At 73.4% G+C, this 23,616-nt stretch carries 21 protein-coding genes and 2 pseudogenes; 14 read left to right on the top strand and 9 right to left on the bottom strand.

The genetic code is table 11. From position 1 onward, the window contains the following. Positions 1 to 54: 54 nt before the first annotated feature. On the bottom strand, positions 55 to 501 hold the full coding sequence (locus IF89_RS48995) for a hypothetical protein (protein WP_030761950.1): 447 nt from the start codon (positions 499 to 501) through the stop codon (positions 55 to 57). Next, a pseudogene (locus tag IF89_RS37715) lies at positions 494 to 990 on the bottom strand (sigma-70 family RNA polymerase sigma factor). The gene IF89_RS48995 and the pseudogene IF89_RS37715 overlap by 8 nt, the downstream one beginning before the upstream one ends. A 461-nt stretch (positions 991 to 1,451) precedes the next feature. Between IF89_RS37715 and IF89_RS0105425 the strand changes: the two are divergent. Beyond that, a complete protein-coding gene (locus IF89_RS0105425) occupies positions 1,452 to 1,655 on the top strand; it encodes a cold-shock protein (protein ID WP_030036890.1) in 204 nt (67 codons plus the stop codon). A gap of 76 nt (positions 1,656 to 1,731) precedes the next feature. On the opposite strand, the gene IF89_RS0105420 is transcribed toward IF89_RS0105425, so the two are convergent. Continuing rightward, complete coding sequence (locus tag IF89_RS0105420; protein ID WP_051806814.1) at positions 1,732 to 3,045, bottom strand: MFS transporter; 1,314 nt, start codon at positions 3,043 to 3,045, stop codon at positions 1,732 to 1,734. Positions 3,046 to 3,094: 49 nt separating this feature from the next. Here IF89_RS0105420 and IF89_RS0105415 point away from each other — a divergent pair, with 49 nt between their 5' ends. Together IF89_RS0105415 and IF89_RS0105410 are read left to right on the top strand one after the other, a co-directional pair. Beyond that, positions 3,095 to 3,541 (top strand): MerR family transcriptional regulator, encoded by a 447-nt coding sequence (locus IF89_RS0105415; RefSeq protein ID WP_030761942.1) that lies wholly within the window; start codon positions 3,095 to 3,097, stop codon positions 3,539 to 3,541. 14 nt (positions 3,542 to 3,555) lie between these two features. Next, on the top strand, positions 3,556 to 4,248 hold the full coding sequence (locus IF89_RS0105410) for a ribonuclease H family protein (protein WP_030761939.1): 693 nt from the start codon (positions 3,556 to 3,558) through the stop codon (positions 4,246 to 4,248). A 25-nt stretch (positions 4,249 to 4,273) separates the two neighbouring features. On the opposite strand, the gene IF89_RS0105405 is transcribed toward IF89_RS0105410, so the two are convergent. Then, a complete protein-coding gene (locus IF89_RS0105405) occupies positions 4,274 to 4,903 on the bottom strand; it encodes a GOLPH3/VPS74 family protein (protein ID WP_030761936.1) in 630 nt (209 codons plus the stop codon). Positions 4,904 to 5,015: 112 nt separating this feature from the next. Then, entirely contained in the window at positions 5,016 to 5,618 is a 603-nt protein-coding gene (locus IF89_RS0105400) for a family 16 glycosylhydrolase (RefSeq protein WP_051806834.1), read from the bottom strand. Positions 5,619 to 5,986: 368 nt separating this feature from the next. Between IF89_RS0105400 and IF89_RS0105395 the strand changes: the two genes are divergently transcribed. From IF89_RS0105395 to IF89_RS0105385, 3 genes are read left to right on the top strand one after another with little or no spacing between them, the layout of a single operon-like run. Then, positions 5,987 to 6,838, top strand: coding sequence for a hypothetical protein (locus IF89_RS0105395; protein ID WP_158717807.1), 852 nt, complete (start codon positions 5,987 to 5,989; stop codon positions 6,836 to 6,838). Further along, positions 6,838 to 8,994: a protein kinase domain-containing protein gene (locus tag IF89_RS0105390; protein ID WP_030761925.1), complete on the top strand. Its 2,157-nt coding sequence runs from the start codon at positions 6,838 to 6,840 to the stop codon at positions 8,992 to 8,994. The genes IF89_RS0105395 and IF89_RS0105390 overlap by 1 nt, the downstream gene beginning before the upstream one ends. Before the next feature lie 6 nt (positions 8,995 to 9,000). After that, positions 9,001 to 11,148, top strand: a complete 2,148-nt coding sequence (locus tag IF89_RS0105385) for a bifunctional serine/threonine-protein kinase/ABC transporter substrate-binding protein (RefSeq protein ID WP_030761922.1) — start codon at positions 9,001 to 9,003, stop codon at positions 11,146 to 11,148. Positions 11,149 to 11,153: 5 nt separating this feature from the next. Here IF89_RS0105385 and IF89_RS0105380 read toward each other — a convergent pair whose 3' ends face one another. Then, positions 11,154 to 11,774 carry an L-threonylcarbamoyladenylate synthase gene (locus tag IF89_RS0105380; RefSeq protein WP_030761918.1) on the bottom strand — a complete coding sequence of 207 codons (621 nt, stop codon included), beginning with the start codon at positions 11,772 to 11,774 and terminating at the stop codon, positions 11,154 to 11,156. 121 nt (positions 11,775 to 11,895) lie between these two features. Between IF89_RS0105380 and IF89_RS0105375 the strand changes: the two genes are divergently transcribed. From IF89_RS0105375 to IF89_RS0105350, 6 genes are all read left to right on the top strand, one after another. Next, entirely contained in the window at positions 11,896 to 14,028 is a 2,133-nt protein-coding gene (locus IF89_RS0105375) for a SpoIIE family protein phosphatase (RefSeq protein WP_051806812.1), read from the top strand. Between the two features lie 43 nt (positions 14,029 to 14,071). Next, positions 14,072 to 15,301, top strand: coding sequence for a serine hydrolase domain-containing protein (locus IF89_RS0105370; RefSeq protein ID WP_234327660.1), 1,230 nt, complete (start codon positions 14,072 to 14,074; stop codon positions 15,299 to 15,301). 35 nt (positions 15,302 to 15,336) lie between these two features. Continuing rightward, positions 15,337 to 15,861, top strand: coding sequence for a GNAT family N-acetyltransferase (locus IF89_RS0105365; protein WP_030761910.1), 525 nt, complete (start codon positions 15,337 to 15,339; stop codon positions 15,859 to 15,861). A 59-nt stretch (positions 15,862 to 15,920) separates the two neighbouring features. Further along, a complete protein-coding gene (locus tag IF89_RS0105360; RefSeq protein WP_030761907.1) occupies positions 15,921 to 16,679 on the top strand; it encodes a class I SAM-dependent methyltransferase in 759 nt (252 codons plus the stop codon). A 91-nt stretch (positions 16,680 to 16,770) separates the two neighbouring features. Next, on the top strand, positions 16,771 to 17,928 hold the full coding sequence (locus tag IF89_RS0105355; RefSeq protein ID WP_030761905.1) for a low temperature requirement protein A: 1,158 nt from the start codon (positions 16,771 to 16,773) through the stop codon (positions 17,926 to 17,928). Positions 17,929 to 17,965: 37 nt separating this feature from the next. Continuing rightward, positions 17,966 to 18,361, top strand: a complete 396-nt coding sequence (locus tag IF89_RS0105350; protein ID WP_030761902.1) for a DUF4440 domain-containing protein — start codon at positions 17,966 to 17,968, stop codon at positions 18,359 to 18,361. Between the two features lie 545 nt (positions 18,362 to 18,906). Here the strand turns inward: IF89_RS0105350 and IF89_RS0105345 are convergent. After that, entirely contained in the window at positions 18,907 to 19,776 is an 870-nt protein-coding gene (locus tag IF89_RS0105345) for a universal stress protein (RefSeq protein ID WP_030761899.1), read from the bottom strand. A 350-nt stretch (positions 19,777 to 20,126) separates the two neighbouring features. On the opposite strand from IF89_RS0105345, the gene IF89_RS0105340 reads away from it, so the two are divergent. Beyond that, positions 20,127 to 20,996: a universal stress protein gene (locus IF89_RS0105340; RefSeq protein ID WP_030761897.1), complete on the top strand. Its 870-nt coding sequence runs from the start codon at positions 20,127 to 20,129 to the stop codon at positions 20,994 to 20,996. Positions 20,997 to 21,089: 93 nt separating this feature from the next. Here IF89_RS0105340 and IF89_RS41800 read toward each other — a convergent pair. Both IF89_RS41800 and IF89_RS0105335 read right to left on the bottom strand, forming a co-directional pair. Beyond that, positions 21,090 to 21,326, bottom strand: a pseudogene (locus IF89_RS41800) (transposase); the annotation flags it as partial. Between the two features lie 200 nt (positions 21,327 to 21,526). Continuing rightward, positions 21,527 to 22,249, bottom strand: a complete 723-nt coding sequence (locus tag IF89_RS0105335) for a response regulator (RefSeq protein ID WP_030761894.1) — start codon at positions 22,247 to 22,249, stop codon at positions 21,527 to 21,529. A gap of 390 nt (positions 22,250 to 22,639) precedes the next feature. Here IF89_RS0105335 and IF89_RS49305 point away from each other — a divergent pair, with 390 nt between their 5' ends. Beyond that, complete coding sequence (locus IF89_RS49305) at positions 22,640 to 23,578, top strand: anti-sigma factor antagonist (protein WP_078628104.1); 939 nt, start codon at positions 22,640 to 22,642, stop codon at positions 23,576 to 23,578. Positions 23,579 to 23,616: the final 38 nt, after the last annotated feature.

Here is a 23,616-nt window from a genome sequence, read left to right as displayed (position 1 = left end):
GGACGAGGGGGCTCCGGTGTCCTGCGGACCGGGCCCGGCCCGCAGGACACCCCGCTACGGGGGCGGCTGCGTGGTGGCGGCGGACGTACCCGGCTGCGTCGACCCCTGGGGAGGGCGGGCGCGCATCGTCGAGGTGCGGTCGTCGACACCGGCGGTCGCGCTGGGCGGGGTCAGGGAGTTTGCGGTGCGCTGCCCGGAGGAGGGTGCGGAGGTCGGCGCGGACGGGGGAAGGGAGGTCGGCAGGTCGGACGGTGTCACGGGAGAAGGGGTGGTCGCCGGCAGCGTCGGCCGGCCCGGGGCCTGCGGCAGGAACACGGCCAGTGCCGCGCCGGATCCCCCGAGGAGCAGGCAGCAGGCTGCCGCGATGCCCGCGATCCGGCGCCGCCGGAGCCGTTCGCCGTGCCGTTCGACGACGGAGACGGGCGCAAGAGTGGTCGCGGACTGCCCGGCGGAAGCCGCGGCGCGGAAGGCCGACCGCAGCGGGTCGTGGGACTCAGGCATCGGGGGACTCCTCGGTGCGCGGATCCTGCAGGTGGCGTGAGAGCGCGGCCCGGCCGCGGGAGAGGTGCGTCTTGACGTGCTCGCGGACAGCGAGGTCTCGGCGGTGATCTGCTCGACGGTCAGGTCGCAGAGGTAGTGCAGCGCCATCGTGCGCCGCTGCTTCAGCGGGAGCTGCCGCAGCGCCTCGACGAGGGCCACCGCCTCGGGACCGGGCCCCTCCACTTGCGGCGCGGGAGCCGTGCGCCGCCAGGCGTCGGCGCTGCGCCGGCGCACCCGCCAGCGGCTGACCGCGAGGCGCCGGGCGACGGTACGGATCCAGGCCTCCGGGCGGCCGTCGCGGTCCAGCTGACGCCGGCGGCCCCACCCCCGGACGAAGGCCTCCTGCACCACGTCCTGCGCCTCGTGATGATCACCGAGCATCACGTACAGCTGTCCTGTGAGCCTTCCCGCCGCTTGTGCGTAGAACGCTTCGAACTCCTCGACGGTCAAAAATCGCTCCCGGATCCATGTGTCCCTCTCACCGGGCATACGCCCGGCGGGCCGCATCCGGTCGACATCGGACGACGGGAACTTCTGTGACCGCGGTCACATGGAATGCGGTCGGCCCCTCGTCGCGCCGACGGGGTGCGGCCCCGCCGATGCCTCGCGGGCGCGGCCGCCGAAACGGCGGCAGGCCCCGCTCGGCATCCGGGGACTGCTCGCGACGAGTTTTTTCGGGCACGGCCGCCCGGCAAGTCCGTACAAGGGTGAATTCCCGCCGCACAGGCGTGATCATTCCCCCTGGTGACCGTGCGTGCAGGCGTGTACCTTCTCCGGTAGCTGTCGTGGTTCGAAGTGCCGTCCCGCGCCTCTGGTGTGGGCAGTTTTGCTGTGTTGTGCCGTAGGACCAGGGCGATCACCTCCGTCCTCCACGCCGTGTGGAGGGCGTACGTCAACGGGAAGGCATGAACATGGCTACGGGAACCGTGAAGTGGTTCAACTCCGAAAAGGGCTTCGGCTTCATCGCCCAGGACGGCGGCGGCCCGGACGTCTTCGCCCACTACTCGGCGATCAACGCCACGGGCTACCGCGAGCTCCAGGAGGGTCAGGCCGTGACCTTCGACATCACGCAGGGCCAGAAGGGCCCGCAGGCGGAGAACATCACCCCCGCCTGATCCCCGGCGGCCCGGGCAGTGCCACGGGCAACGGAGAACCGTTTCCTCCCCTCGGGTGAACCGGGGGAGCGGACGCTCAGGGCCGTGCGGCACCGCCGCACGGCCCTGATCCGTGCACGGGCCGGGAACACCTCCGGCGGGTGCCCGCGATCCGGACCGCCGCCCCGACGCAGGCGAGCGCGACCGTCGCGATCCCCGACGCCGCCAGCACCCCCCGGGGCCCCATCATCGCGACCAGAGGCCCGCCGAGCGCCGTGCCCACCGGCCCGGCGGTCAGCAGGGCCGCGCTGCGCGCGGCGAGGACCGTCGTCAGCGAGGCGGCCGGAGTGCGCTCCTGGAACAGTGTGTAGGACAGCGCCGTGAACGGGCCGTAGACGAGGCCGCCCAGGGTGAAGCAGGCCAGGGTGACCGGCGGGGACGCGCCGAGACCGAACGGGACGAGCGCCAGCCCCCAGCCCGCGACGATCCCCAGGGTCACCGGCCACAACGGGAACCTCCGCAGCGCACCCGCGGCCAGCCCGCCCAGCACGGCACCCGCGCCGAACAGCGCCCAGTAGAGGCCGAGCAGGCCTGCTCCGGCGTGCAGGTCGTCGGTGACGTGCAGCGGCAGCGCGACCTCCGCCGGCCCGTAGAGGAGGTTGAAGAACCACGTCAGGGCGAGAACGCCGAGGAGTTCGGGCTGCTTGCGCATCAACCGCAGTCCCTCGTACGACCGCTCGGCGCCGGCCGCGGCACCTTCCGCCGGGCCGGGCTCCGGGTCCGCCCCGGCGCTCGCGGCCCGGACCCGGCCGACCTGCACGGCGAGCACCGCGAAGGACAGGGCGTCGAGGCCGATGAGCCAGGCCGGGCCGACCACCGCGGCCAGGAACCCCGCCAGGGCCGGGCCGATCACGATCGAGGCCGAGACGCTCGACGACAGCAGGGCGTTGGCGGCCAGCCGCTGGTCCGGCGCAAGCAATTGCGACACCAGCGCATACCGCCCGGCGTTGCCCCACGCGTGCAGGACGGACGAACCGGCCAGCAGCGCCACGTACAGCACGGGGTGCAGCAGACCGGCGGCCCAGGCCAGGGGTACGCAGCCGAGGAGGACCGCGCGGATCCGACTGTCGGCCGCCAGCAGCCGCCCCGGGGGAAGACGCCGTAGCAGGCGCCCGAAGAGCAGCGCGCCGAGGGCGCCGGGCAGCGCGTAGGCGGCCAGCGCGGCGCCGAGGAGCAGGCCAGAACGGCCGGGCGGCGCGATCTCGATGGCCAACCACGCCACCGCCACCACGCTCATGCCGTCGCCGATGTCGGAGGCCGCCAGGGCCGGCAGCAGCCGTTTGAAGCCGGCGTGGGCGAAGAGCGGACGGTAGGCCTGCGGCAGGAGGCGAGTTGTCAGTGCGGAAGTCACCGGGCCACACTCCTGGTTCAAGCGCACTTGAGGTCAAGGGGAGCGGTCGGTGCGACAACTCGGCATAGGTGAGCTCGCGCGACGGGTGGGCATGCGGCCCTCGGCGCTGCGCTACTACGAGAGCGTCGGCCTGCTGCCGTCCGCCGAGCGGGCCGGCGGCCCCACGGGGCCGCGGGTCTACCCGGTCGCCACCGTGCGCCGGATCGCCCTGATCAAGATGGCGCAACGGGCCGGCTTCACCCTGGCGGAGATCCGCGCCCTGCTGGACGCCGACGCCCAGCGCGGCGCCACCCGGCAGTGGCGCGCCCTCGCCGAGAGCAAGCTGCCCGAGCTGGACCGGTTCATCCGGCAGACCCGGATGCTGCGCGACGCCGTCGCCGACTGCCTCGCCTGCGGGTGCATGAACTTCGACCGGTGCGCGCTGCTCGCCGAGGACGGACCGGGGCCCGACCGGCCGGAACCCGGGCGGCCGGGGGCCGGGCCGCTCCGGGAATGAGGCATGATCGGGGGATGTCAGATCGCATCATTGCCGCCTGTGACGGAGCGGCGAAGGGCAACCCCGGGCCCGCAGGGTGGGGATGGGTCATCGCCGACGCCGAGGGACGCCCGGAGCGCTGGGAGGCCGGTCCGCTGGGGCGGGCCACCAACAACATCGGAGAACTCACCGCACTCCAGCGGCTGCTGGAGGCCCTTGCGCCCGGCACGCCCGTCGAGGTGCGGATGGACTCCCAGTACGCGATGAAGGCCGTCACACAGTGGCTGCCCGGCTGGAAGCGCAACGGCTGGAAGACCTCCTCCGGCCGGCCCGTCGCCAACCGGGAGCTCGTCGAGGAGATCGACCGGCTGCTGGGCGAGCGCGACGTGACCTTCCGCTACGTTCCCGCGCACCGCGAGGACGGCGACCATCTGAACGCGATCGCCGACCAGGCCGCCAGCGACGCGGCCGTGCGGCAGGAGGCCGCGGGCACGGCCCTCGGGAACGCGGACATGCCCGTCCCGGCGGCGCCCGCGGCCGCGCGGAGCACGTCCCGTCCGGCGAAGAAGCGATCGGCGTCCGCCGCTTCCGCGGGTGGCCGCGGGAGCCGGGCCATCAAGGCGAAGTTCCAGGGCAACTGCCCCTGCGGGAAGCCGTACGCGGTGGGCGACATGATCACCAAGCACGGCGCCCGCTGGGGCCACGAAGCCTGCCCGGACACCCCGTGAGGAGTGCGGGGTGGCGTCCTCGTGCTCAGGGGACGCGCCAGAGGTTGGCGAAGGCGGCGTTCTCGATGGAGCGCCGCTGCTGTACGGCTGCGAGCTCCGTCACCGCGTCCTCGACGCCCGCCAGGACGGTCGCCACCGCCTCGTCGGGGTGATCGGGCAGGACCGGGGCCCCGCCGTCGGCCCCGGCATCGCCGTCGGGGGTCCCGATGCCCACGGCGGAGCCCAGGGCTGCGAGGACGGGCTCGCCGTCCGCCCACCTGCCGCGGGCCCGGCGCGGGACGGGCGTATCGGCCGGCTCCAGCCGGTCACTGCCGAAGGGCAGCAGCCCGCGGCGCCCCCGTGTCAGGTGGCCGGCCTCCTCCAGGGCGGCCTGGTACGTCGCCGAAAGGTCCCGCCCCCGGCGCCACAGCCAGTCCTCGACCCGCTCGTACGGCACTTGCCGGGTGAGCGCCGCCGCCGCCTCGGCCAGCAGCGGGTCGTGCGGCTCGGACTGCCCGCCCGGCACGATGCGGTCGCCGTCCAGGCAGGCGGCCCCTGCGCCGAGGAGATCGATCAGCTCGGCGCCCGCGAGCGCGAGCGACAGGTCGCCCTGCCCGACCGCGTGGTCCGGCTCCTGATCCATGGCGATGACGAACAGGTCTTTGGCCGTGCTCATGAACGGCTCCCCTCAAGGTCGGCGGAAGGCGGATCCGCTGGTCACCTTCCCGTAGTGGCACCAACGCCCGCCACGGCGTCCGCGTTCCCCGCCCTCCGCACCCCCCGCATCCCTAGGGGCGGATCACGCGGAGGTAGGCCACCTCGTAGGACATCTCGGAGACGTCCGGGTCGGGGGCCGGGTGGTAGCGGCCGGCGCAGACCGACAGGTTCACGATCAGGTACGCGCGCCAGCGGCGGCCCACGCCTCGCCGGTCGGCGAAGACCTGTTTGCCGTTGACCCACCACACCACCGAGCGGGACCCGAACTGGACCTTGAGGTCGACCCAGCCCCCGGGGCTCACCGCAGGGTCGCGGTGGTAGCGGGAGCCGCCCTTGACGTGGTTCGACAGTTCGAGGAGGTCCGGGTTGTCCGGGTGGTACTCGAAGACGTCGATCTCGTTGTCGCCGTCCAGCCAGGTCCAGATGGCGGGCCAGGCCCCGAGCTCGGTGGGCAGCCGCACCCGGGACTCCAGCACGTCACCGGTCCGGACCATGAAGCCCTCCTCGCTGCCCTCGGTGGTCAGCAGGCCGGCGTTCCAGTTGCCGTCGGTGCGGCGGACGGCCCGGAAGGTGCCGCTGCGGCTGTAGGAGGGGTCCTGCACGAGGTGGTCGAGCTTGTTGTCGCGGGGATTGGTGGGGCCCCCGTTCGGATAGGCCCAGGAGCGGCCCGCCACCCACTGGCGGGTCGATGTGAAGTCCGCGGTGAAGACCGGGGTCCGGGCATGGACCGCGGGGCCGCCGCCTTCGGAGTCGGAGGTGGGGGTGGGGGTGGGGGTGGAGCGTCCGAGGAGTCGTCGGATCCGGTCGAGAACCTGAGTGAGCACATCGCTCCTTCCCGAGAACGCGAGCGCTTGCAGCATGCCCATCCCGCGGCCGATACATACCGGTCCACCGGTTTGTTCGTCGGCCGCCCGGGGGCCAGGGCCCCGTCCAAGGCACCGGGACGGGTCCCACCCCGGCCCGCGCAGGCGTGCTCCAGCCGTCCAACCGGGCTTTCGGATAGTGGAGTTGCCGGTGGGTACGGCGGGGTACCATCCGAGCCGTGGGGGGTACTGTGACACGACGCCATGTCGCGCTGCGCGCCTACGCCTGCGCGGCGGCAGGCCTGTTCTTCATGACCGGGTGCACCACCGGCAAGACGGCCGACGGGGCCGCGACCAGCCGTGCCCCGGCGGCGGCGTCGCAATCATCGGCACCGCAATCGCCCCCACCGCCGTCGTCCGCCGCCCCGCCCGCACCCGGGTCCCTCGTACCGGAACTGGACGAGTCCAAGCAGCCGAAGACCGCCGCCGAGGCCCGGGAACTCCTCGCCCGGATCGTCATCACCGAGGACGCCTTCGGCCCGGACGTCGTGCGCCGCACCCCGTTCGAGGGCCGGCCCGGCCGCTGGCCCGTCCTCGACGAGGGCTGCGTCTGGCAGACCACCGGCCTGCCCGCCGACGTACTGGCCACGAGCACCCGCCACTTCGAGATCCCGGCCGGGAACGGCCACGGCCGCGTACAGATCAACGCCACCGTGACCGTCCACCACGACCGCACGGAGTCCGGCTGGGAGACCGCCCGTGCCATGGAGGAGGTCCTGCGCTGCCCCGACCAGACGCTGCGCGAGGGCGAGAACCTCAAAGGACTGCTGGGCACCGCGATCCACCAGGGCGAGCAGATGAACAACTGGAGCGAGGACGCCTTCAGCGAATTCGGCACGTACGTCGGCCCCCAGGGCGGCGAACCCCAGCGCTACTACTGGTACCAGGCGCAGTTCGGCCCCGTCACCGTGGCCATCGCCGCCATGAACGCCGAAGGGTTCAAGGACGAGACGCTCAGCAACCTCGTCGTGCAGGGCAACAGCCGCATGATCGCGCAGGCCAAGCAGGCCCTCGGAAAGGCGGCCCGCTGATGGAGCAGCTGCACCCCTCCGACCCCTCCCGGATCGGCGGCCACCGCCTCCTGGGACGGCTCGGCGCCGGCGGCATGGGCGTCGTCTACCTCGGCCGCACCGACGACGGCGCCCTCGCCGCCGTGAAGGTCATCCGTGCCGAGTACGCCGAGGAGGCCGACTTCCGGGCCCGCTTCCGCCGCGAGGCCGAGATCGCCGCCGAGGTCGACACCCCGTGGGCCGTGCGCATCACCGGCGCCGACCCCGACGCCCGCGAACCGTGGCTGGCCACCGCCTTCGTCGCCGGCCCCTCCCTGGCCGAGGCCGTCTCCACGCACGGCCCGCTCCCGCTGCGGGCCGTACGGATCCTCGGCAAGGCCCTCGCCAGGGCCCTCCACGTGATGCACGCGCGAGGCCTCGTCCACCGCGACGTCAAACCCGGGAACGTGCTGCTGGGCATGGACCGGCCCCGGCTGATCGACTTCGGCATCGCCCGAGGCGGCGAGCACACCGCGCTGACCTCCGCCGACGCCGTGCTCGGCACCCCCGGCTTCATCCCGCCCGAGCAGGCCGAGGGCCGCCCCGCCGAACCGGCCGGCGACCTCTTCGCCCTCGGCTGCCTCCTCGCGTACGCCGCCACCGGCCGGCTGCCGTTCGGCACCGGCACCGCCGAGGCCGTGCTCTACCGCACCGTGCACGACGAGCCCGACCTCGGACCGGAGCTCCTCGCCGACCCCGAACTCGCCACCCTGCTGCGGGCCTGCCTCGACAAGCACCCCGACCTGCGCCCCACCGCGGCCGGACTCGACGAGGACCTCATCGAGGACACTCCCGGCGAGGGCACCGACTGGCTGCCCGACCCGGTCGTCGCCACCATCGCCGAACGGGCCGCCGCCCTCCTCGCCCTGCCCGGCATCGAGGAGACCGTCGCCGACCCGGAGGCCGCCCCCGCGCCCGGCACCGCCGGCCCGGCGGCGTCCCGCAGGAGGTTCCTCGGCCTCGCCGCCGGCGCCGTACTCGCCGTCGGCGGCGGCACGGCCGCCTGGCTGGCGCTCCGCGACGACGACGACGGCCCCGGCGCCGCACCCGCGGCCCGGCCCTGGGCGATCGGGGTGCAGGCCGACCTCTCCGGCCCGCAGAAGGCCGCTGGACTCGCCCAGGAACGCGGGGTGCGGCTCGCGGCCGACGCCTTCAACGCGCGCAAGGACAAGCCCTTCACCCTGACCGTCGTCACCGCCGACGACGCGGGCGCGGCCGACCGCTCCGCGGCCGCCGCCACCAGCCTCGTCTCCCACCCCGACGTGCTCGCCGTGATCGGCCCGACCGGCAACGCCTCGGTGCCCCCCTGTCTGGAACTGTACGGAGAGGCCGCCCTCCCGCTGCTGACCGTCTCGGCACTGGCGAGCGCCTTCAGCGTCGCCGATCGCCGCAGCTTCTTCCAGGTCAGCCCGATCTCCTTCATCCAGGGCGGGGCGCTCAACGCGGCGCTGGCCCGCCAGCGGGGGGTGAGCCGCCTCGGCGTCCTGTGCGACCGGGACGGCGACACCGAAGGCTGGCAGGCGGTCCTGCACGCCACCCGCACCCTCGCCGGCTACGTTCCCGGAGCCACCGTCTACCCGCGGGTCGTCCCGCGCGGCACCCAGGACCTCGCGCCGGTCGTCACCGACATGCTCGCCCACGGCGTCGACACCATCTTCTACAGCGGCACCCCGCGGGGCGCGGCCAGGACCGCCACCCTGCTGGCCGCCGCCGGCTTCCGGGGGCACCGCGCCGCCGACTACACCGTGATGACCCCGGAGTTCCTCGGCATCGCGGGCCCCGCCGCCGAGGGCTGGCAGTTCGTCGCCCCGTACACCGGACCCGAGGCCCCCGAGACGGCAGAGCTGGCCCGCGCGCACCGGGCCGCCTACGGGACCGCGCCCGACGTGTGGACGGCGGAGGCCTACGACGCTGCCGGCCTGGTCATCGACCGGCTCGTCACGGCGGCCCGCGGCGGCGGCCGCCCGGCCCGCGCCGCACTCCTGAGCGCACTCGCCCAAGGCAGCTACCGCGGCCTGACCAAGGAGTACACCTTCGGCGAGGACCGCACCGTCAAGGAGAACACCTACTTCCTCCACCGGGTGGAAGGCGGCCGGATCCGCTACGTGGGCCCGGCCGCCGCGCCCGCCGCGGGCTAGCGCCGGATGCGTCCCCTCCTGCCCGCCGACCCGGCCGCGATCGGCGGGAACCGGCTGCTGGGCCGACTCGGCTCGGGCGGCATGGGCACCGTCTACCTGGGCCGGTCCCCCGAGGGCGTCCTGGTCGCCGTCAAGGTGATCCGTGCCGACCACGGCGCCGACCCCGCCTTCCGGGAGAGGTTCCGCCGCGAGGCGTACGCTGCCGGAGCCCTGACCGGGCGCTGGGTCGTCCCCGTGGTCGCCGCGGATCCCGGGGCCCGCGAACCGTGGCTGGCCACCCCCTACGTCCCCGGCCCCTCCCTGGCCGAGGCGGTGGGCGGCTACGGGCCGCTGCCCGTCCGGACCGTACGGATCCTCGGCGTGCGCCTCGCCGAGGCCCTGGCCGAGGTGCACGCGGCGGGGCTGGTCCATCGCGACGTCAAACCGGGCAACGTGCTGCTGGCCCCCGACGGGCCCCGCCTGATCGACTTCGGGATCGCGCGGGCGGCCGGGGCGACCACGCTCACGGCCGTCGACGCGGTCGTCGGCACACCCGGCTATCTGGCCCCCGAACTGGCCCGCGCGGACGGCACCGCCGCGGGACCGGCCGGCGACGTCTTCTCCCTGGGCTGCGTCCTCGCGTACGCGGCGACCGGGACCGGTCCCTTCGGCGCCGGGCATGCGGCCGCCGTGGTCTTCCGCACCGTCCACGAGCAGCCTGAACTGGGCTCGCTGCCATCCGAGTTGCACGAGGCGGTCGGCCGCTGCCTGCGCAAGGAGCCTGCCGAGCGGCCCACGCTCACCGAGCTCGCCGCCCTCCTCGGACCCGACTCCGACGGTGCGGGCGACCCGGCCGCCGACTGGCTCCCCGCCCCGCTGCCCCGGATCATCGCCGAGCGCTCCACCCGCGCCCTGGACCTGCCCGCCCCCGAACCCACCCGGATCGACGCGCCCGAGCCCGCCCGGCAGCTCACCCGCCGGCGGCTGCTCGCCGCCGGCGGTGCCCTGGTCGCCGCCGGCGCGCCGATCGCCTGGTTCACCACCCGCGGGCGGGGCGGCCGCGGGACCCCGCCGGCCGGCCCCGACCGCACGCGTCCCGTCCTGACCCTCGCCCTGCAGGCCGACCTGACCGGCCCCGGCCGGGCCGCCGGCCAGGCGCACGAACGGGGCATCCGGCTGGCCGTGGACCGGCACAACGCCCGGTCCGACGCCGCCTTCCGGCTCGCCCTGCGCATCGCCGACGACGCCGGGGACCCGCAGCGCGCAGCCCGGACCGGCAGGGAACTGGCCGCCGACCCGGCCGTGCTAGCGGTGCTCGGTCCCACCTGGGACGCGGCCCTGCCGGAACTGGCCGGCGCCTGCCTCGCCGCTGACCTGGCCCTGGTCGCGGTGTCGGTGAACAGCCCGGAGAACGCCCAGACGCTGTGGCGCACGGCGTGCATCACCCGCCCCGGCGACGAGGGCCTCGGACTGCCGGTCCTGCACTACCTGTCCCAGGTACGGATCTCGCGCCGCACCGCGGTCGTGGAGGACTCGGCGAACGGGCCGCCCCCGTGGCAGGTCACCAGGGTGCTCCAGCAGAGCCCCCCGGCGCAGGGCACCGTCGGCGTCCACCGCGTCCCCGAAGGCACCGGCTTCGCCGCCACCGTGCGCGCCCTGACCGAGGACCGCGCCGAGGCCGTCGTGTACGTCGGCACCTCGCCGCAGCGCGTGGCGGAGCTGGCCCGCGCGCTCGCGGACGCCCGGTTCCAGGGGCCGCGCGTGGCCCTCCAGCACGCCATGGAACCGGCCTTCCTCACCGCGGCCGGACCGGCGGCCGAGGGGTGGGTGTTCAGCGCGCTCTTCACCGACCCCGGAGCTGTCCCGGCCGCCGCCGAGTTCGTCGCGGCCCACCGGGGCGCCCACGGCGCACCGCCCGCCCGCTGGGCAGCCGAGGCGTACGACGCGGTGGGGCTGATCTCCACGGCCCTGGCCGGCCTGGAGGGCGAGGGGCGGGATCGGGCCGGGCTGTCCCGCCGGATCTTCCGCACGACGTACCAGGGCATCGCCAAGACGGTCGCCTTCGACACCCGGACACGCGCCCTGGCCGGGGACTCCCTCGCCCACCTCTACCGCGCCGAAGCGGGCGCCTTGCGGTACCTGGGCCGGTACACGGACGTGCGCACCGACCCGTGAGGCGGCTACTCGAACCGTGAGGTGTCGCCGGCTCCGCGGCGCACGATCTCCGCGTCACCGCCGGAGAAGTCGATCACCGTGGTGGGCTCGGTGCCGCAGTCACCCGAATCCAGCACGGCGTCCACCTCGTGGTCGAGCCGCTCCTTGATCTCCCAGCCCTGCGTCATCGGCTCCGCCTCGTCCGGCAGCAGCAGCGTGCTGGAGAGCAGCGGCTCGCCCAGCTCGGCGAGCAGCGCCTGGGTGACCACGTGGTCGGGGATGCGGACGCCGACGGTCTTCTTCTTCGGGTGCAGCAGCTGGCGGGGCACCTCCGAGGTCGCCGGGAGGATGAAGGTGTAGCTGCCGGGCGTGGCCGCCTTGATGGCACGGAACACGTTGTTGTCGATCTGCACGAACTGCCCCAGCTGGGCGAAGTTCTGGCACACCAGGGTGAAGTGGTGACGGTCGTCCAGATTGCGGATCGACCGGATCCGGTTGATGCCGTCCCGGTTGCCCAGCTGGCATCCCAGTGCGAAGCAGGAGTCCGTCGGGTACGCGACGAGGCTGCCCTGGCGGATCATGCCGACCACGTTGTCGATGGTGCGCCGCTGCGGGTTCTCGGGGTGCACGTCGAAGTATTTCGCCATCCGCCGAGCCTACGCGGTCGCGGCAGGCCCCGGTCACGGCCGCTCGGCACGCTTCCCGGCGGGTTCGGGGGGACGATGAGAGGTAACCGTGCGCCGACGGTGCCGGAAGGGAGCATCGCCGATGGGTGCGATCGACGGGTCGGGGGCCAGCGGGCGGCGGTCCGACGCGGCCGGGCTCGCCCCGCCGAGCGGGCTGCTCGACGTCCTGAACGTGGCCGCCGTCGTGCTCGACGCCGAGGGCCGCGTCGCCCTGTGGAGCCCGCAGGCCGAGCAGCTCTTCGGCTGGACGGCGGCCGAGGCCCTGGGCCGGCCCGCCGCCCGGCTGCTGGCCGCCCCCCAGCACGTGGGCCTCGTCTCGGAACTGTTCGCACGGGTCATGGGCGGCGCCGGCGACTGGGCGGGCGCCTTCCCGGTGCGGCACAAGGACGGCAGCACCCGCCTCGTGGAGTTCCGCAACATGCGGCTCCTCGACGAACGCGGGGACCTGTACGCCCTGGGCATCGCCACCGACCGCACCACCCTGCGGCAGCTGGAGCGGGACCTCGCGCTGTCGGCACGCCTGGTCGCCCAGTCCCCGATCGGGCTCGCGGTCCTGGACACCGAGCTGCGCTACGTCCTGGTCAACCCCACGCTGGAGCGGATCAACGGACTTCCCGCCTCCGAGCACATCGGCCGGGGCGTCCGGGAGGCGCTGTCCTTCCTCGACGACACCGAGGCCGCGGAATCGGCGATGCGCCAGGTCCTCGCCACCGGCACACCGCTGCTGGAGCAGTTCACCGCCGGCCGCACCCACGGGGGGCACCGCGCCGAACACGCCTGGTCGGTGTCCTACTACCGGCTGGAGGACGCCACCGGGCGGGTGCTGGGGCTCGCCACCTCCGTGGTCGACGTCACCCAGAGTCACCAGGCGGCCCTGGAGATCGCCCGCAGCCGCCGCCGCCTCGCCCTGATCGCCGACGCCACCGTCCGCATCGGCACCACCCTCGACCTCGACCAGACCGCCCGCGAGCTCGCCGACGTCGTCGTGCCCGAGCTCGCGGACATCGCCGCCGTCGACATCCTCGACTCGGTCCTGGAGGGCCGGCCGACCCTCCGGTCCTCCGCACACGAGCCCGCCGTGTTCCGCGCCCTCGCCGTCGCCGCCGCCTACCCGAGCGAGGCCGTCCGCGCCGCGGACCCGCCGGGGGACATCGCCCGCTACGCCGCCGACCGACTGGTCACCCGGTCCGTGACGACCGGCCACCCCGTCCTCGTCGCCCACGTGCAGGCCCGGGACATCTCCCGGATCGCCCGCGACAGCAACGCCGCGTCCCTCCTGAGCCGCGCCGGGCTGCGCTCGTACCTGGCCGTGCCGCTCATCGCGCGCGGCGAGGTCCTGGGCGCCCTCGACCTCAAACGCACCCGCAACCCGCTGCCCTTCAACGACGACGACATCGTGCTGGCCGGCGAACTCGCCGCACGAGCCGCCGTCTGCATCGACAACGCCCGCTGGTACCGCAACGCCCACCACACCGCCCTCGCGCTCCAGCACCACCTCCTGCCCCACCACCCGCCACCCACGCCCGGCCTGGAAGTCGCCTCGCGCTACCGGCCCGCCGCGGCCAGCAGCGAGATCGGCGGCGACTGGTTCGACGCCATCGCGGGACCCGACGACACCACCGTCCTCGTCATCGGGGACGTCATGGGCAGCGGCATCAACGCCGCCGCCAGCATGGGGCAGTTGCGTACGGCGACCCGCACCCTCGCGGAACTCGCCCTCGACCCGACCCAGGTGCTCCAGCAGCTGGACCGCACGACGGCCGCCCTGGAGGAAACCATCGCCACCTGCGTCTACGTCGTCCACGACCCGCACCGCGCACAGTGCCGCATCGCCGTCGCCGGGCACCTCCCGCCCGTGCTGATCCGCTCCGGCCGGGCGCCCCGGCTGCTCGACCTGCCCACCGGCGCCCCGCTGGGCGTGGGCGGCATCCCCTTCGAGGCCACCACCGTCGCGATGGCCCCGGGCGACCAACTGGTCCTGTACACCGACGGCCTGGTGGAGACCCGCAACCAGCCCATCGACGAACGCCTCGACCTCCTCCTGGACCTGCTCGCCGACACCGGACGCCCGCTGGAGGAGACCTGCGACCGGCTCTTGGGATCCCTGCGCCGTCCCGACGACCACGACGACGTCGCCCTGGTCATCGCCCGCGCCAGGTCCCTGACGCCCGGCGACGGCTCGCCTCGCGGCCCTGCCGGGACGGGCCTAGGCTGACCGTGTATGCCGTGCCCTGGTCCTCGTACCGCAGGAGGCATTGGTGAAGACGACGCACACACGGCTCCTCCGGGCCTGCGCGGCCACCGCCGCAGCGGGCCTGCTGCTCACCGGGGCCGTCACGGCCCCCGCGTACGGGGCACCCACACCCGAACCGTCCGCCACCGCCGCCCCCTCCCCGGAACCGGGCGGCCGGTTCAAGCAGCTCACCCCGGCCGTCGCGCTCGAACTCGACGCGGCCGTACGGCAGGTCATGCGCGAGGCCCAGGTGCCGGGCGTGATCGTCGGCCTGTGGGCACCCGGCAAGGGCAGCTACGTGAAGGCCTTCGGCGTGGCCGACAAGGCGACCGGCGCCCCCATGCGCACCGACTTCAACACCCGGATCGGCAGCCAGACCAAGACGTTCACGGTCACCGCCCTCCTCCAACTCGTCGACCAGGGCAAGGTCGGCCTGGACGACCCCATCGGCGACTACATCGCCGGCGTGCCGAACGGCGACCGCATCACCCTGCGCGAACTCGCCGGGATGCGCAGCGGGCTGTTCAACTACAGCGAGGACCCGGACTTCGACAAGGCGTTCACCGGCGACCCCGACCGCCGGTTCACCCCGCAGGAGTTGCTGGCGTACTCCTTCAAGCACCCGGTGCAGTTCGCGCCCGATGCCCGGTTCCAGTACTCGAACACCAACCTGATCCTGCTCGGCCTGGTGATCGAGAAGGTCACCGGGCGGCCGCTCGCCGAGGTCATCGACAAGGACGTCGTCGAGCGGGCCGGACTGGGCCGCACCTTCTTCCCGACCGGCGCGGAGTTCCCCCAGCCGCACGCGCAGGGCTACACCGACCAGACCGCGAGCGGCAAGGTCGAGGTGGCCACCGACTGGGACCCGTCCTGGGCCTGGGCGGCCGGAGCGATGATCTCCGACCTGCAGAACCTGCGGAGCTGGGCACGCACCCTCGCCACCGGCACGCTGCTGACACCCGAGACGCAGGCCCAGCGCCTGAAGACCACCTCCGTCGGCATCCCGGGCGCCGGCTACGGCCTCGGCCTGTTCGACGTGCAGGGCTGGATCGGCCACAACGGCTCGCTCCCCGGCTACGAGAGCCTCGGCGTCTTCCTCCCGCAGGCGCAGGCCACCATGGTCGTCATCCTCAACACCGACATCCTGCACGAGGGCCAGGAACCCAGCACGCTCTTCGGCGAGGCGATCACCAGCATCGTCAGCCCCGGCAACGTCTACCCGGGCCACAAGCCGACCGCGCCCAGAACCGGCTGAACGGGTCGGATGATCCGACTGCTAGTGTCCCAGCCATGCCCGAGCTCATCGCCCCCACCGCCCGCCTGCACGGTTCCTGGAAGGCCGCGCAGGCGGAGTGGGGTCCGGACGGCCACATGGACGGCGCCGGGCTCGGCTCCGACGACGACGTCGACAGCCCCGAGGGGTTCGCCGCCTGGACGGCCGGGCTGCGCCGGTACGCCGACCGCTCACTGCCCCTGGACCACGGCCGCGTCCACACCACGTACTGGTGGATCGCCGACGGCGACACCTACCTCGGCGCCATAGACCTGCGCCACTACCTCAACAGCTTCCTCCTCGACGCCGGCGGCCACATCGGCTACGGCGTCCGGCCCTCGGCCCGCCGGCGGGGCCTCGCCACCTGGGCGCTGTCCGCGGTCCTGCACGAGGCGCGGGTCCTCGGGATGGACCGGGTCCTGCTCACCTGCGACCCCGGCAACGAAGGGTCCGTGCGCACCATCGAGCGCGCCGGCGGCGTCCTGGAGGACGTGCGCGAGACCCTGATCGGACCCAAACGGCGCTACTGGATCACCCTCTGACCTCCCCGCGCCCATGTCGTGCGGGTGCCGTCCGGCCCTGAGGGGCCGATAGTGGGGCTGTGAACGAAGAGGGCACCGCCTGGTCCGGTAAGGAAGGCGCGCGGGCGTTCGCGGCCGTCGACGCGGCGACCGACTGGCTCCTCGGCTACCCGTTCGTCCTGCGGACCCTGGCCGACCGCATCAGCCCGGGCCAGGTCCTCGTGGACTACGGATGCGGCCCGGGCAAGGTGGCCGACCACGCGGCCCGCGTCCTGGGCGCCCGGGTCGTGGGCGTGGACACCTCCCCGCAGATGCTGGAGCTGGCCCGCGCCTCGGCGACCGCCGTGGCCGACTTCCACCTGGTCGAGAACGGCCGCGTGACCGGACTGCCCGCCGACTGCGCGGACGCGGTGATGTGCAACCACGTCCTGGCATCCCTGCCGACCGAGGCGGCACTGCTCGGCGTGTTCACCGAGATCCGCCGGCTCCTGCGGCCGGGCGCCCCGCTGGTGCTGCTGACCACGGATCCCGCCTGCAGCGGCACGGAGTACGCCTCGCTGCGGATCGGTGAGCCCGGGGCCGCGTACGCCCCGGGCGACGAGGTGACGGTCCGGCTCCGGCGCACGGACGGCTCCTGGCAGGAGATGCCCAACCACGCGTGGCCCGTGGACCTCCACCCGCGGCTGCTGGAACGCGCCGGCTTCCGCCACGCCGTCCAGCACCGGCCCACGGTGGACGAGGCGCACGGAGTCGCGGCCCCTGACCTCGTCCGGGGTCGGCCCTGGTCGGCGGAGCGGGCCCGCCCGCCGCTCGTGATCACCACGGCAGCGGCGGCGTGACCGCCCGCAGTCCCCGTCCGCGGCACCGCTCACGGAGGAGAGAGGAACGAACCATGGCCACCACCACCGCCACCTCCGCCGCCGGGCAGCGATGAATACCGTCGACGCCCGGCCCGCGACCCCGGCGGAGCGGCACGCCGGCTGGCTGGAGCTGTTCTTCGACCTCGTCTTCGTCGCCTTCGCCGCCCAGCTCGCCCACTCCCTGCACGGGGATCCCGGCGCACGCGACTTCGCCGCCTTCCTGGCGCTCTACTTCCCGCCCTGGTGGATGTGGACCAACCTGACGGTCTCCGCGAACCTCTTCGAGGACGACAGCCCGCGCCGCCGCCTGCTGATGCTCTCCGCGATGTTCTGCCTGGCCGCCATGGCCGCCGCGGTTCCCGCTGCCGACGGCGACGCCGGCCGGGCCGCGGTCTACGCCCTCGGCTACGCCGGGACCCGGCTGGTGCTGCTCGGGCTGTGGTGGCCCGCCACGCGCCTGCCCGGCGCCTTGCGTGTGCCGCCCTGGCGGCCGCTCACCTACTGCCTGGTCTCCGCCCTGCTGTGGGCAGCGTCCGTCGCCGTGCCGCTGCCCTGGAGGTACGCCGTCTGGGCCGTGCTGCTCACCGCAGAGATGGTGCTGCTCCTGACCGCCCGGGGCCGCGGCGTCACCGGCCGGCTGCACACCGGGTACCTGGTCGAGCGGGTCGGACTGTTCGTCATCATCGTGCTCGGCGAGTCGGTCATCGCTCTGGTGACCTCCACCGACCACGCGTGGACGGCACGGGCGGGCGCGGTGGCCGCCCTGGGCTTCGTCCTGCTGGCCGCGCTCTGGTGGTCGTACTTCGACTTCGGCTCGACCACCGCCGAGCTGATGCTCGGGTCGGCGGAGGGGGAGCGCGCCTACCTGCTGGCCCGTGACGTGAGCGGCTTCCTGCACTTCTTCGTCACCGCCGCCGTCCTCGGCATGGCCGCCGGACTGGCCACCGCCGTCGAGGAGTCGGGCCACGCCCACCTGCCCTGCGGCGCGGTCTGGGCGCTCGCGGGCGGCCTCGCCCTGTACCACGCGGCGCACGCCGGCATCGCGCTGCGCTTCGGCCGCCCCCTGCGGTCCGTCGCCGTGTGGGCGGTACCCGGAATCGGCGTTCCCCTGCTCGTCGTCCTCGCCGCCGGCATGCTCGCGCCCTGGCTCGTCGTCCTGCTGCTGGCCGCCGAGGCCGTCGGCCACTTGCTGTACGCGCGCACGCTCGCCCGGCGCCGCGCGCGGTGATTGCGGAGGACGGAGCCTGCGGATTACTGTCGCGTCCATGTCCAAGGCCGAGATCGACCGCGTGACCGCCGAGTTCTTCGGCTCCTTCGACAACCGGGGCGGCAGGGCCGCCGACGTGGACCGGATCCGCCGCCTCGCCCTGCCCGGCGCGGTGATCGTCATGACCGGGCCGCGGTTCACCGCGTACACCGTGGACGAGTTCGTGGAACCCCGCCGCGCACTGCTGTCCGGCGGCCGGCTGGTGGAGTTCTGCGAGTGGGAGACCTCCGAACGCACCGACATCGCCGGCGACATCGCCTCGCGGTTCGGCGCGTACCGCAAGTCGGGGATCCTGGACGGCGAACCGTTCGAGGGAGGCGGTACGAAGACCATCCAGTTCGTCCGCACCTCGGACGGCTGGCGGATCGCGGCGTTCTCCTGGTACGACGACTAGGGTCTGTGGCGAAAGCAGATCAAGGTCGCCTGCGTGGCTCACAGCCAGGGTCCGGCCGGTAGGACCGACCAGGAACGCGGCGGCACCCTCGTACGGCGTGTGGTTCGCCTGGATGAAAGCCCGCACGTCGATGCGCCGCTGCCACTGCCGACCGGTGAATGCGCGTCATGCGGAGTCGGTGGGACGGGTGTCGGCGGAAGTCTGGACGGTCACGGTCATGTCGTCATCTCCAAGGGACGGTGGCCAGCGAGGCGGGCGAGGGCTCGGCCTCACTTCCGATGCTCGTCGCCCGCCTGCCACCAGCCGAGGGCCGCAAAGGGCGCGTGAAGCCGCTGACCGGCCTTGTGGTGCGGGGGTGAAGAGGGCCGATCGTCGCGATGGCACGAGGGGACCTTCCTCCGCCCTCCCTCACAGGCCACGGGGCGGCTTTCGTTGTCGATGAGAGAGGGCGAGGGTGGCCTGGGCGGCTCGGCTGCCTCACCTGACCTGGGCCAATGCGGGACCAGCGGACAGCGCCGGTGTGCGCCGCTGGGTCGGCGGTCCGTTCAGTCGTGCGGTACGACTCCGACCGGCGCCAGGCAGTGGTGCAGGACCGCGTGCGTGACGGCCCCGATGTGGGTGCCGATCCGCGCCCGGCGGACCCTGCGTCCGACGACGACGAGCCGGGCGTCGTGCGACAGCTCGATGAGGTCCTGCGCCGGCCGACCCTGGCGGCAGTCGCGCACCACCACTACGTCCGGGAACTTCTCCGTCCAGGGGGCCAGCGCCTCGTCGAGCGCCCGTCGCGCGTCGTCGGCGATCTCCGTCATGAGCAGCGGCAGCGCGCCGCCCATGTCGGGTCCGTAGAGCGCCGGAACGGCCCAGCTGTGGACCACCCGCAGGCCGCAGCCGTACCGGTCGGCCGCGGCGAAGCCGAAGGCGAGCACCTCGTCGCTGGGGGCGGACACGTCCAGACCGATCACCACGTCGCCCGTAGGGTGCGCCTCGGGCTCCAGGGGGTCGTGCGGGCGGACGAGGACGACAGGTCGCCGCGTGTGGGCGAGGACGGCCAAGGAGACCGACCCTGCGAGGAAGCCGGCCAGGCCGCTCAGACCGCGGGAGCCGAGCACCAGCAGTTCCGCTTCCTCGGCGGCAACGCACAGCTCCTCCACCGGGTCACCGGCCACCCACTTCGTCTCGACGTCCAGGCCCGGGTGGCGGCGCCGCAGCCGCCTTTCGGCGGTGCCGAGCGTGCGCTCGCCCCATCCGCGTGCCGTCGCCGGGTCGACCAGACGCGTGCGCGGGTCATCGTCGCTGCTCCAAGCTCGCAGCAGCCGCAGCGGCGCCCCACGGCGCAGGGCCTCCTGGGCGGCCCACTGCGTGGCGTTGATGCTTTCCTTGGATCCGTCGAGGCCGACGGTGACGGTCTGGGACATGGGGACTCCGTAAGTCTGGCGGCCGGGAGAGCCGGATGCGGCAAACGTGGGCCGGCCTTCACGGGTGTCCAGGGAGTCGGCCGTTCAGCCCTCCAGGGCACCCTGCGCCGGGGCCTGCGCTCACACAGTGGTCGGCCCGGGCGGTTTGCGCAGGGGGCCACAGGTCCCTGTCGTGGGCCAGTGGACCTCGCCGCCGCGCATCACCTGCTGGACGGCCACGACGCCGTGACCGAATGGCCGGGAGACAGGGCCGATGGGCCCTCGATTGAACGCCGCCCCCTCACAGATGCTGGGTCGGGAAAGGGGCGGCCGAAGCGGCCGTGCCCGTCGAACCGTATGGAGGCACCCCCATGACCCGCGCCATCACTGTAGGAGTGGACGGTTCCGCCGAAAGCCTGGCAGCGGCCGACTGGGCGGCACGCGAAGCCGCACTGCGCCGGATGCCGCTGCGTATCGTGCACGCCTGGCTCTGGCAGCCGCTGGACGTCCCCGTCGTCCAGGACAAGGAGACGCAGGCCAAGTCCGCCCATACGGTCCTCCGCGAAGCCGAGACACAGGTTGCCAGCCGGCACCCAGCTCTCGGGGTCACCGCCGAACTGGTGCAGGACACCGCGGTTGCCGCTCTGCTGAGGGAGGCCGAAGCGTCCGAGATGTTGGTACTGGGTTCGCGGGGGCACGGGGCGTTCATGGGCTTCCTCCTCGGTTCTTACGGTCAGCAGGTGATCGCCTCCTCGCAGCGGCCCGTCATCTCCGTGCGCGCCCGAGAGGGGCAGACGCAGGCACAGGGTGGCGAGATCGTCGTGGGCCAGCAGGGCACGTCCGAGGACAGCGACGCAGTGCTCGGTTTCGCCTTCGAAGAGGCGGCCGCACGGGGCGCTACCCTGCGTGCGGTACGGGCGTGGACCTTGCCGCCGATCTTCGCCTACAGCCCCGGCTCGTTGTACCTCGCCGACCAAGCGGGCGGACTGGAGCCGTTCGAGAAGAAGGCGCTGGCTGAAGCGCTCGCCCCGTGGCGGGAGCGGTTCCCCGACGTCCCCGTGACCGAGCACGTCGAGATCGGCAGCGCGGGACAGGTACTCCTGTCGGCCCTGTCGAACGCGCAGCTACTCGTCGTCGGCCGTCGGGCACGCCGCGGCCCCGTGGGGACCCGCATCGGGTCGGTCGCCCATGCCGCACTGCACCACGCCCCCTGCCCTGTAGCGGTCGTGCCGCACGACTGACCACGACGAGCCCGGAGGCGGGTACGGTGGTGCGGCGCACCCGCCACGGAGCCTGCCTTGCGCCGCCGCGGTGCGCACTGACACCGCTGGACGGTCGATACGTGAACACGAGGCCCTGCCCGACTCCGGCGCGGCGACGACCGAGTAGGGCCAACCGGGCACGAAGTGATCCGACGAGCGTCCGCTGCGGCCGTGGATGTGACAGAACAAGCGGTCCGCACTGCACGGAGCGTCCGGCCGCAGCCAGTGGGTCACGTCCACCGCCAGGACCGAGCGACCGTCAGCGGCCTCGGGCTGCGGCAGCCCGGCCAGCACCTGCCGCAACCGCGGCCCCATCTCACGCACCTTCGACGTCGGTCACCAAGATTGTCATCTTGCGAATGAGCCGGTACCAAACCGAACGGGGCGCATGCAACCGGAACCAACCGAGGCGCTCAACCGCGTCGTCCCGTTGGGAGTACTCCCCTGAAGTAGCGCGCCACCGGCCCTCGGAGCCTGCCCGGACGACCCAAGGGACGCCGACACCTCTGCTACCGCCTCGTCCCGCTCTGCCCAGCCGACCCACTCTGGTCGTCCCGGGTGGCCAGGGCCTGGGTGGCGATGACGGCGGCCTGCACCCTGCGTTCCACGCCCAGCTTGGCCAGGAGCCGGGAAACGTTGTTCTTCACCGTCTTCTCCGCCAGGTACAGCCGCTTGCCGATCTCCCGGTTCGTCAGCCCTTCTCCCACCAGAGCGAGGATCTCGCGCTCGCGCTCCGTCAGACCGGGAAGCCCCTGAGGCTGCTCCTCCTGGGGAGATCCGCCACGCAGCCGGGCCATGACCCGTGCCGTGGCGCCGGGATCGAGCATGGACTGGCCGGAAGCGACCGTGCGCACGGCGGCGACCAGGTCCGTGCCGGTGATCTGCTTCAAAACGTAGCCGGACGCGCCGGCCATGATCGCGTCGAGCAGCGCCTCTTCATCGTCGAACGACGTCAACATCAAGCAGGCCAGCTCGGGCATGCGCGAGCGGAGCTCCCGGCATACGCTCACGCCGTCACCGTCCGGCAGACGCACGTCGAGGACGGCGACCTGCGGGCGCAGTGCGGGCACCCGCACGAGTGCCTGCTCGGCCGTGCCGGCTTCCCCGACCACGGTCAGGTCGGGCTCGGCGTCCAGCAGATCGTGCACACCGCGACGCACCACCTCGTGGTCGTCGAGGAGGAAGACCCTGACCGGTTCCTTCTCGGTGAGGCGGCCGCTGCTGTCTGTCATTGCACACTCCGTGTTCGCCGAATTTCTGCCCCGAGGGGCTCCTGTGCATCGTGCCGCGCGAGCGGGACCATCGCCCAGGGCCGGACGGCCCTCATACCCGGCCAGGCCCGCGGGTCCCGTACCCGGTGCCGCAAAGCCCCATGCGCTCCCTGGGGCCGACGATCACGGTCCGCGTGAACGGCGGGCGTCCCTCGGCGCCACCATCGCGTTCGACCATGGTTCCCATGACACGGCGACCATGGCCGCGAGGGCCCCCTTCGGCCCTACGGGTACGGGCCCGCTGGACCTGTTGCCTTCAACCGCCCTCTGGTGGACTTCCTGGCGTCGGCACGGCCGGGGTCATCCAGGGCCCTGGGACGCCGCCTGGATGGAGAAAGCAGGGCTGCCGCCATGACGACGCCCCGGATCAGCCTCACCACGACCCCTCTGGACCACAGCACGACGGCAGTCGCCCTGGCTGGGGAACTCGACGTCTACACCGTCGCCCGTATCGAGGAGAGCCTGACCGATCTCACCCGAGCGACCGAGCGTGAATTGCTGCTCGACCTGGCGGACGTCACCTTCTGCGACAGCTCCGGCGCGGCCCTGTTCCTGCGCATCCATCGCCGATGCAGGGCGGCCGGTGTGCGCTTGAGCCTGTGCCGCATCCAGCGGCTTCCCGCTCGCGTCATCCGCGCTCTGGGGGTGGACCGCGCTGTGCCCTGCTCCTTCGCCCGACCTGCTCGGAGGAATCCGGCCGTGGGCGATGGCGGAACCGCCCGCGGAAAGGACCGTTCGGCCCTACTGAGGCGGCTTGTCAGGGGGAGACGCTGGCCGGAGACAGCGAATGCGCCCAGGACCGAGCTGGAGCGGAAGGTGGGCACGATGAAGGACGAAGCCACGCACCCCATGGTGGACGACGACCGTGAGGGGGCGGCGCCCCGGCGGATGGGACAGCTGGACCGCGCCGAGGCCCTGCGGCTGCTCGGCAGCGTATCCCTCGGGCGCATCGTCTTCACGCAAGGGGCCCTCCCTGCCATCCGCCCGGTCAACCATTTCATGGACGGCGAGGACGTCATCGTCCAGCTGCACGACGGTGGCACGCTCGACTCCATCGTGACGCCTACCCAGGCTTCCGGCGTCGTGGTGGCTTACGAGGCGGATGTCATCGACCCCGAGACGCACGTTGGCTGGAGCGTGGTGGTCACCGGGTACGCGCACCGAGTCACCGACGAGGGCCAGCTCGCGAGCTTCGCCCTACGTCTGCGCCCGTGGGTGCAACGCCCCGACACGAACTCCGCGGTGCGCATCCGGCCGGACTTGGTGACGGGCTTGCAGCTCACCGTATAGGGGCCTGCTTGCAGTCGTACCGGATGACCCGGTCCTGC

The sequence above is a fragment of the Streptomyces sp. NRRL F-2664 genome (assembly GCF_000719345.1).
Lineage (GTDB): Bacteria > Actinomycetota > Actinomycetes > Streptomycetales > Streptomycetaceae > Streptomyces.
This window is presented reverse-complemented; position numbering and strand designations above follow the sequence as displayed.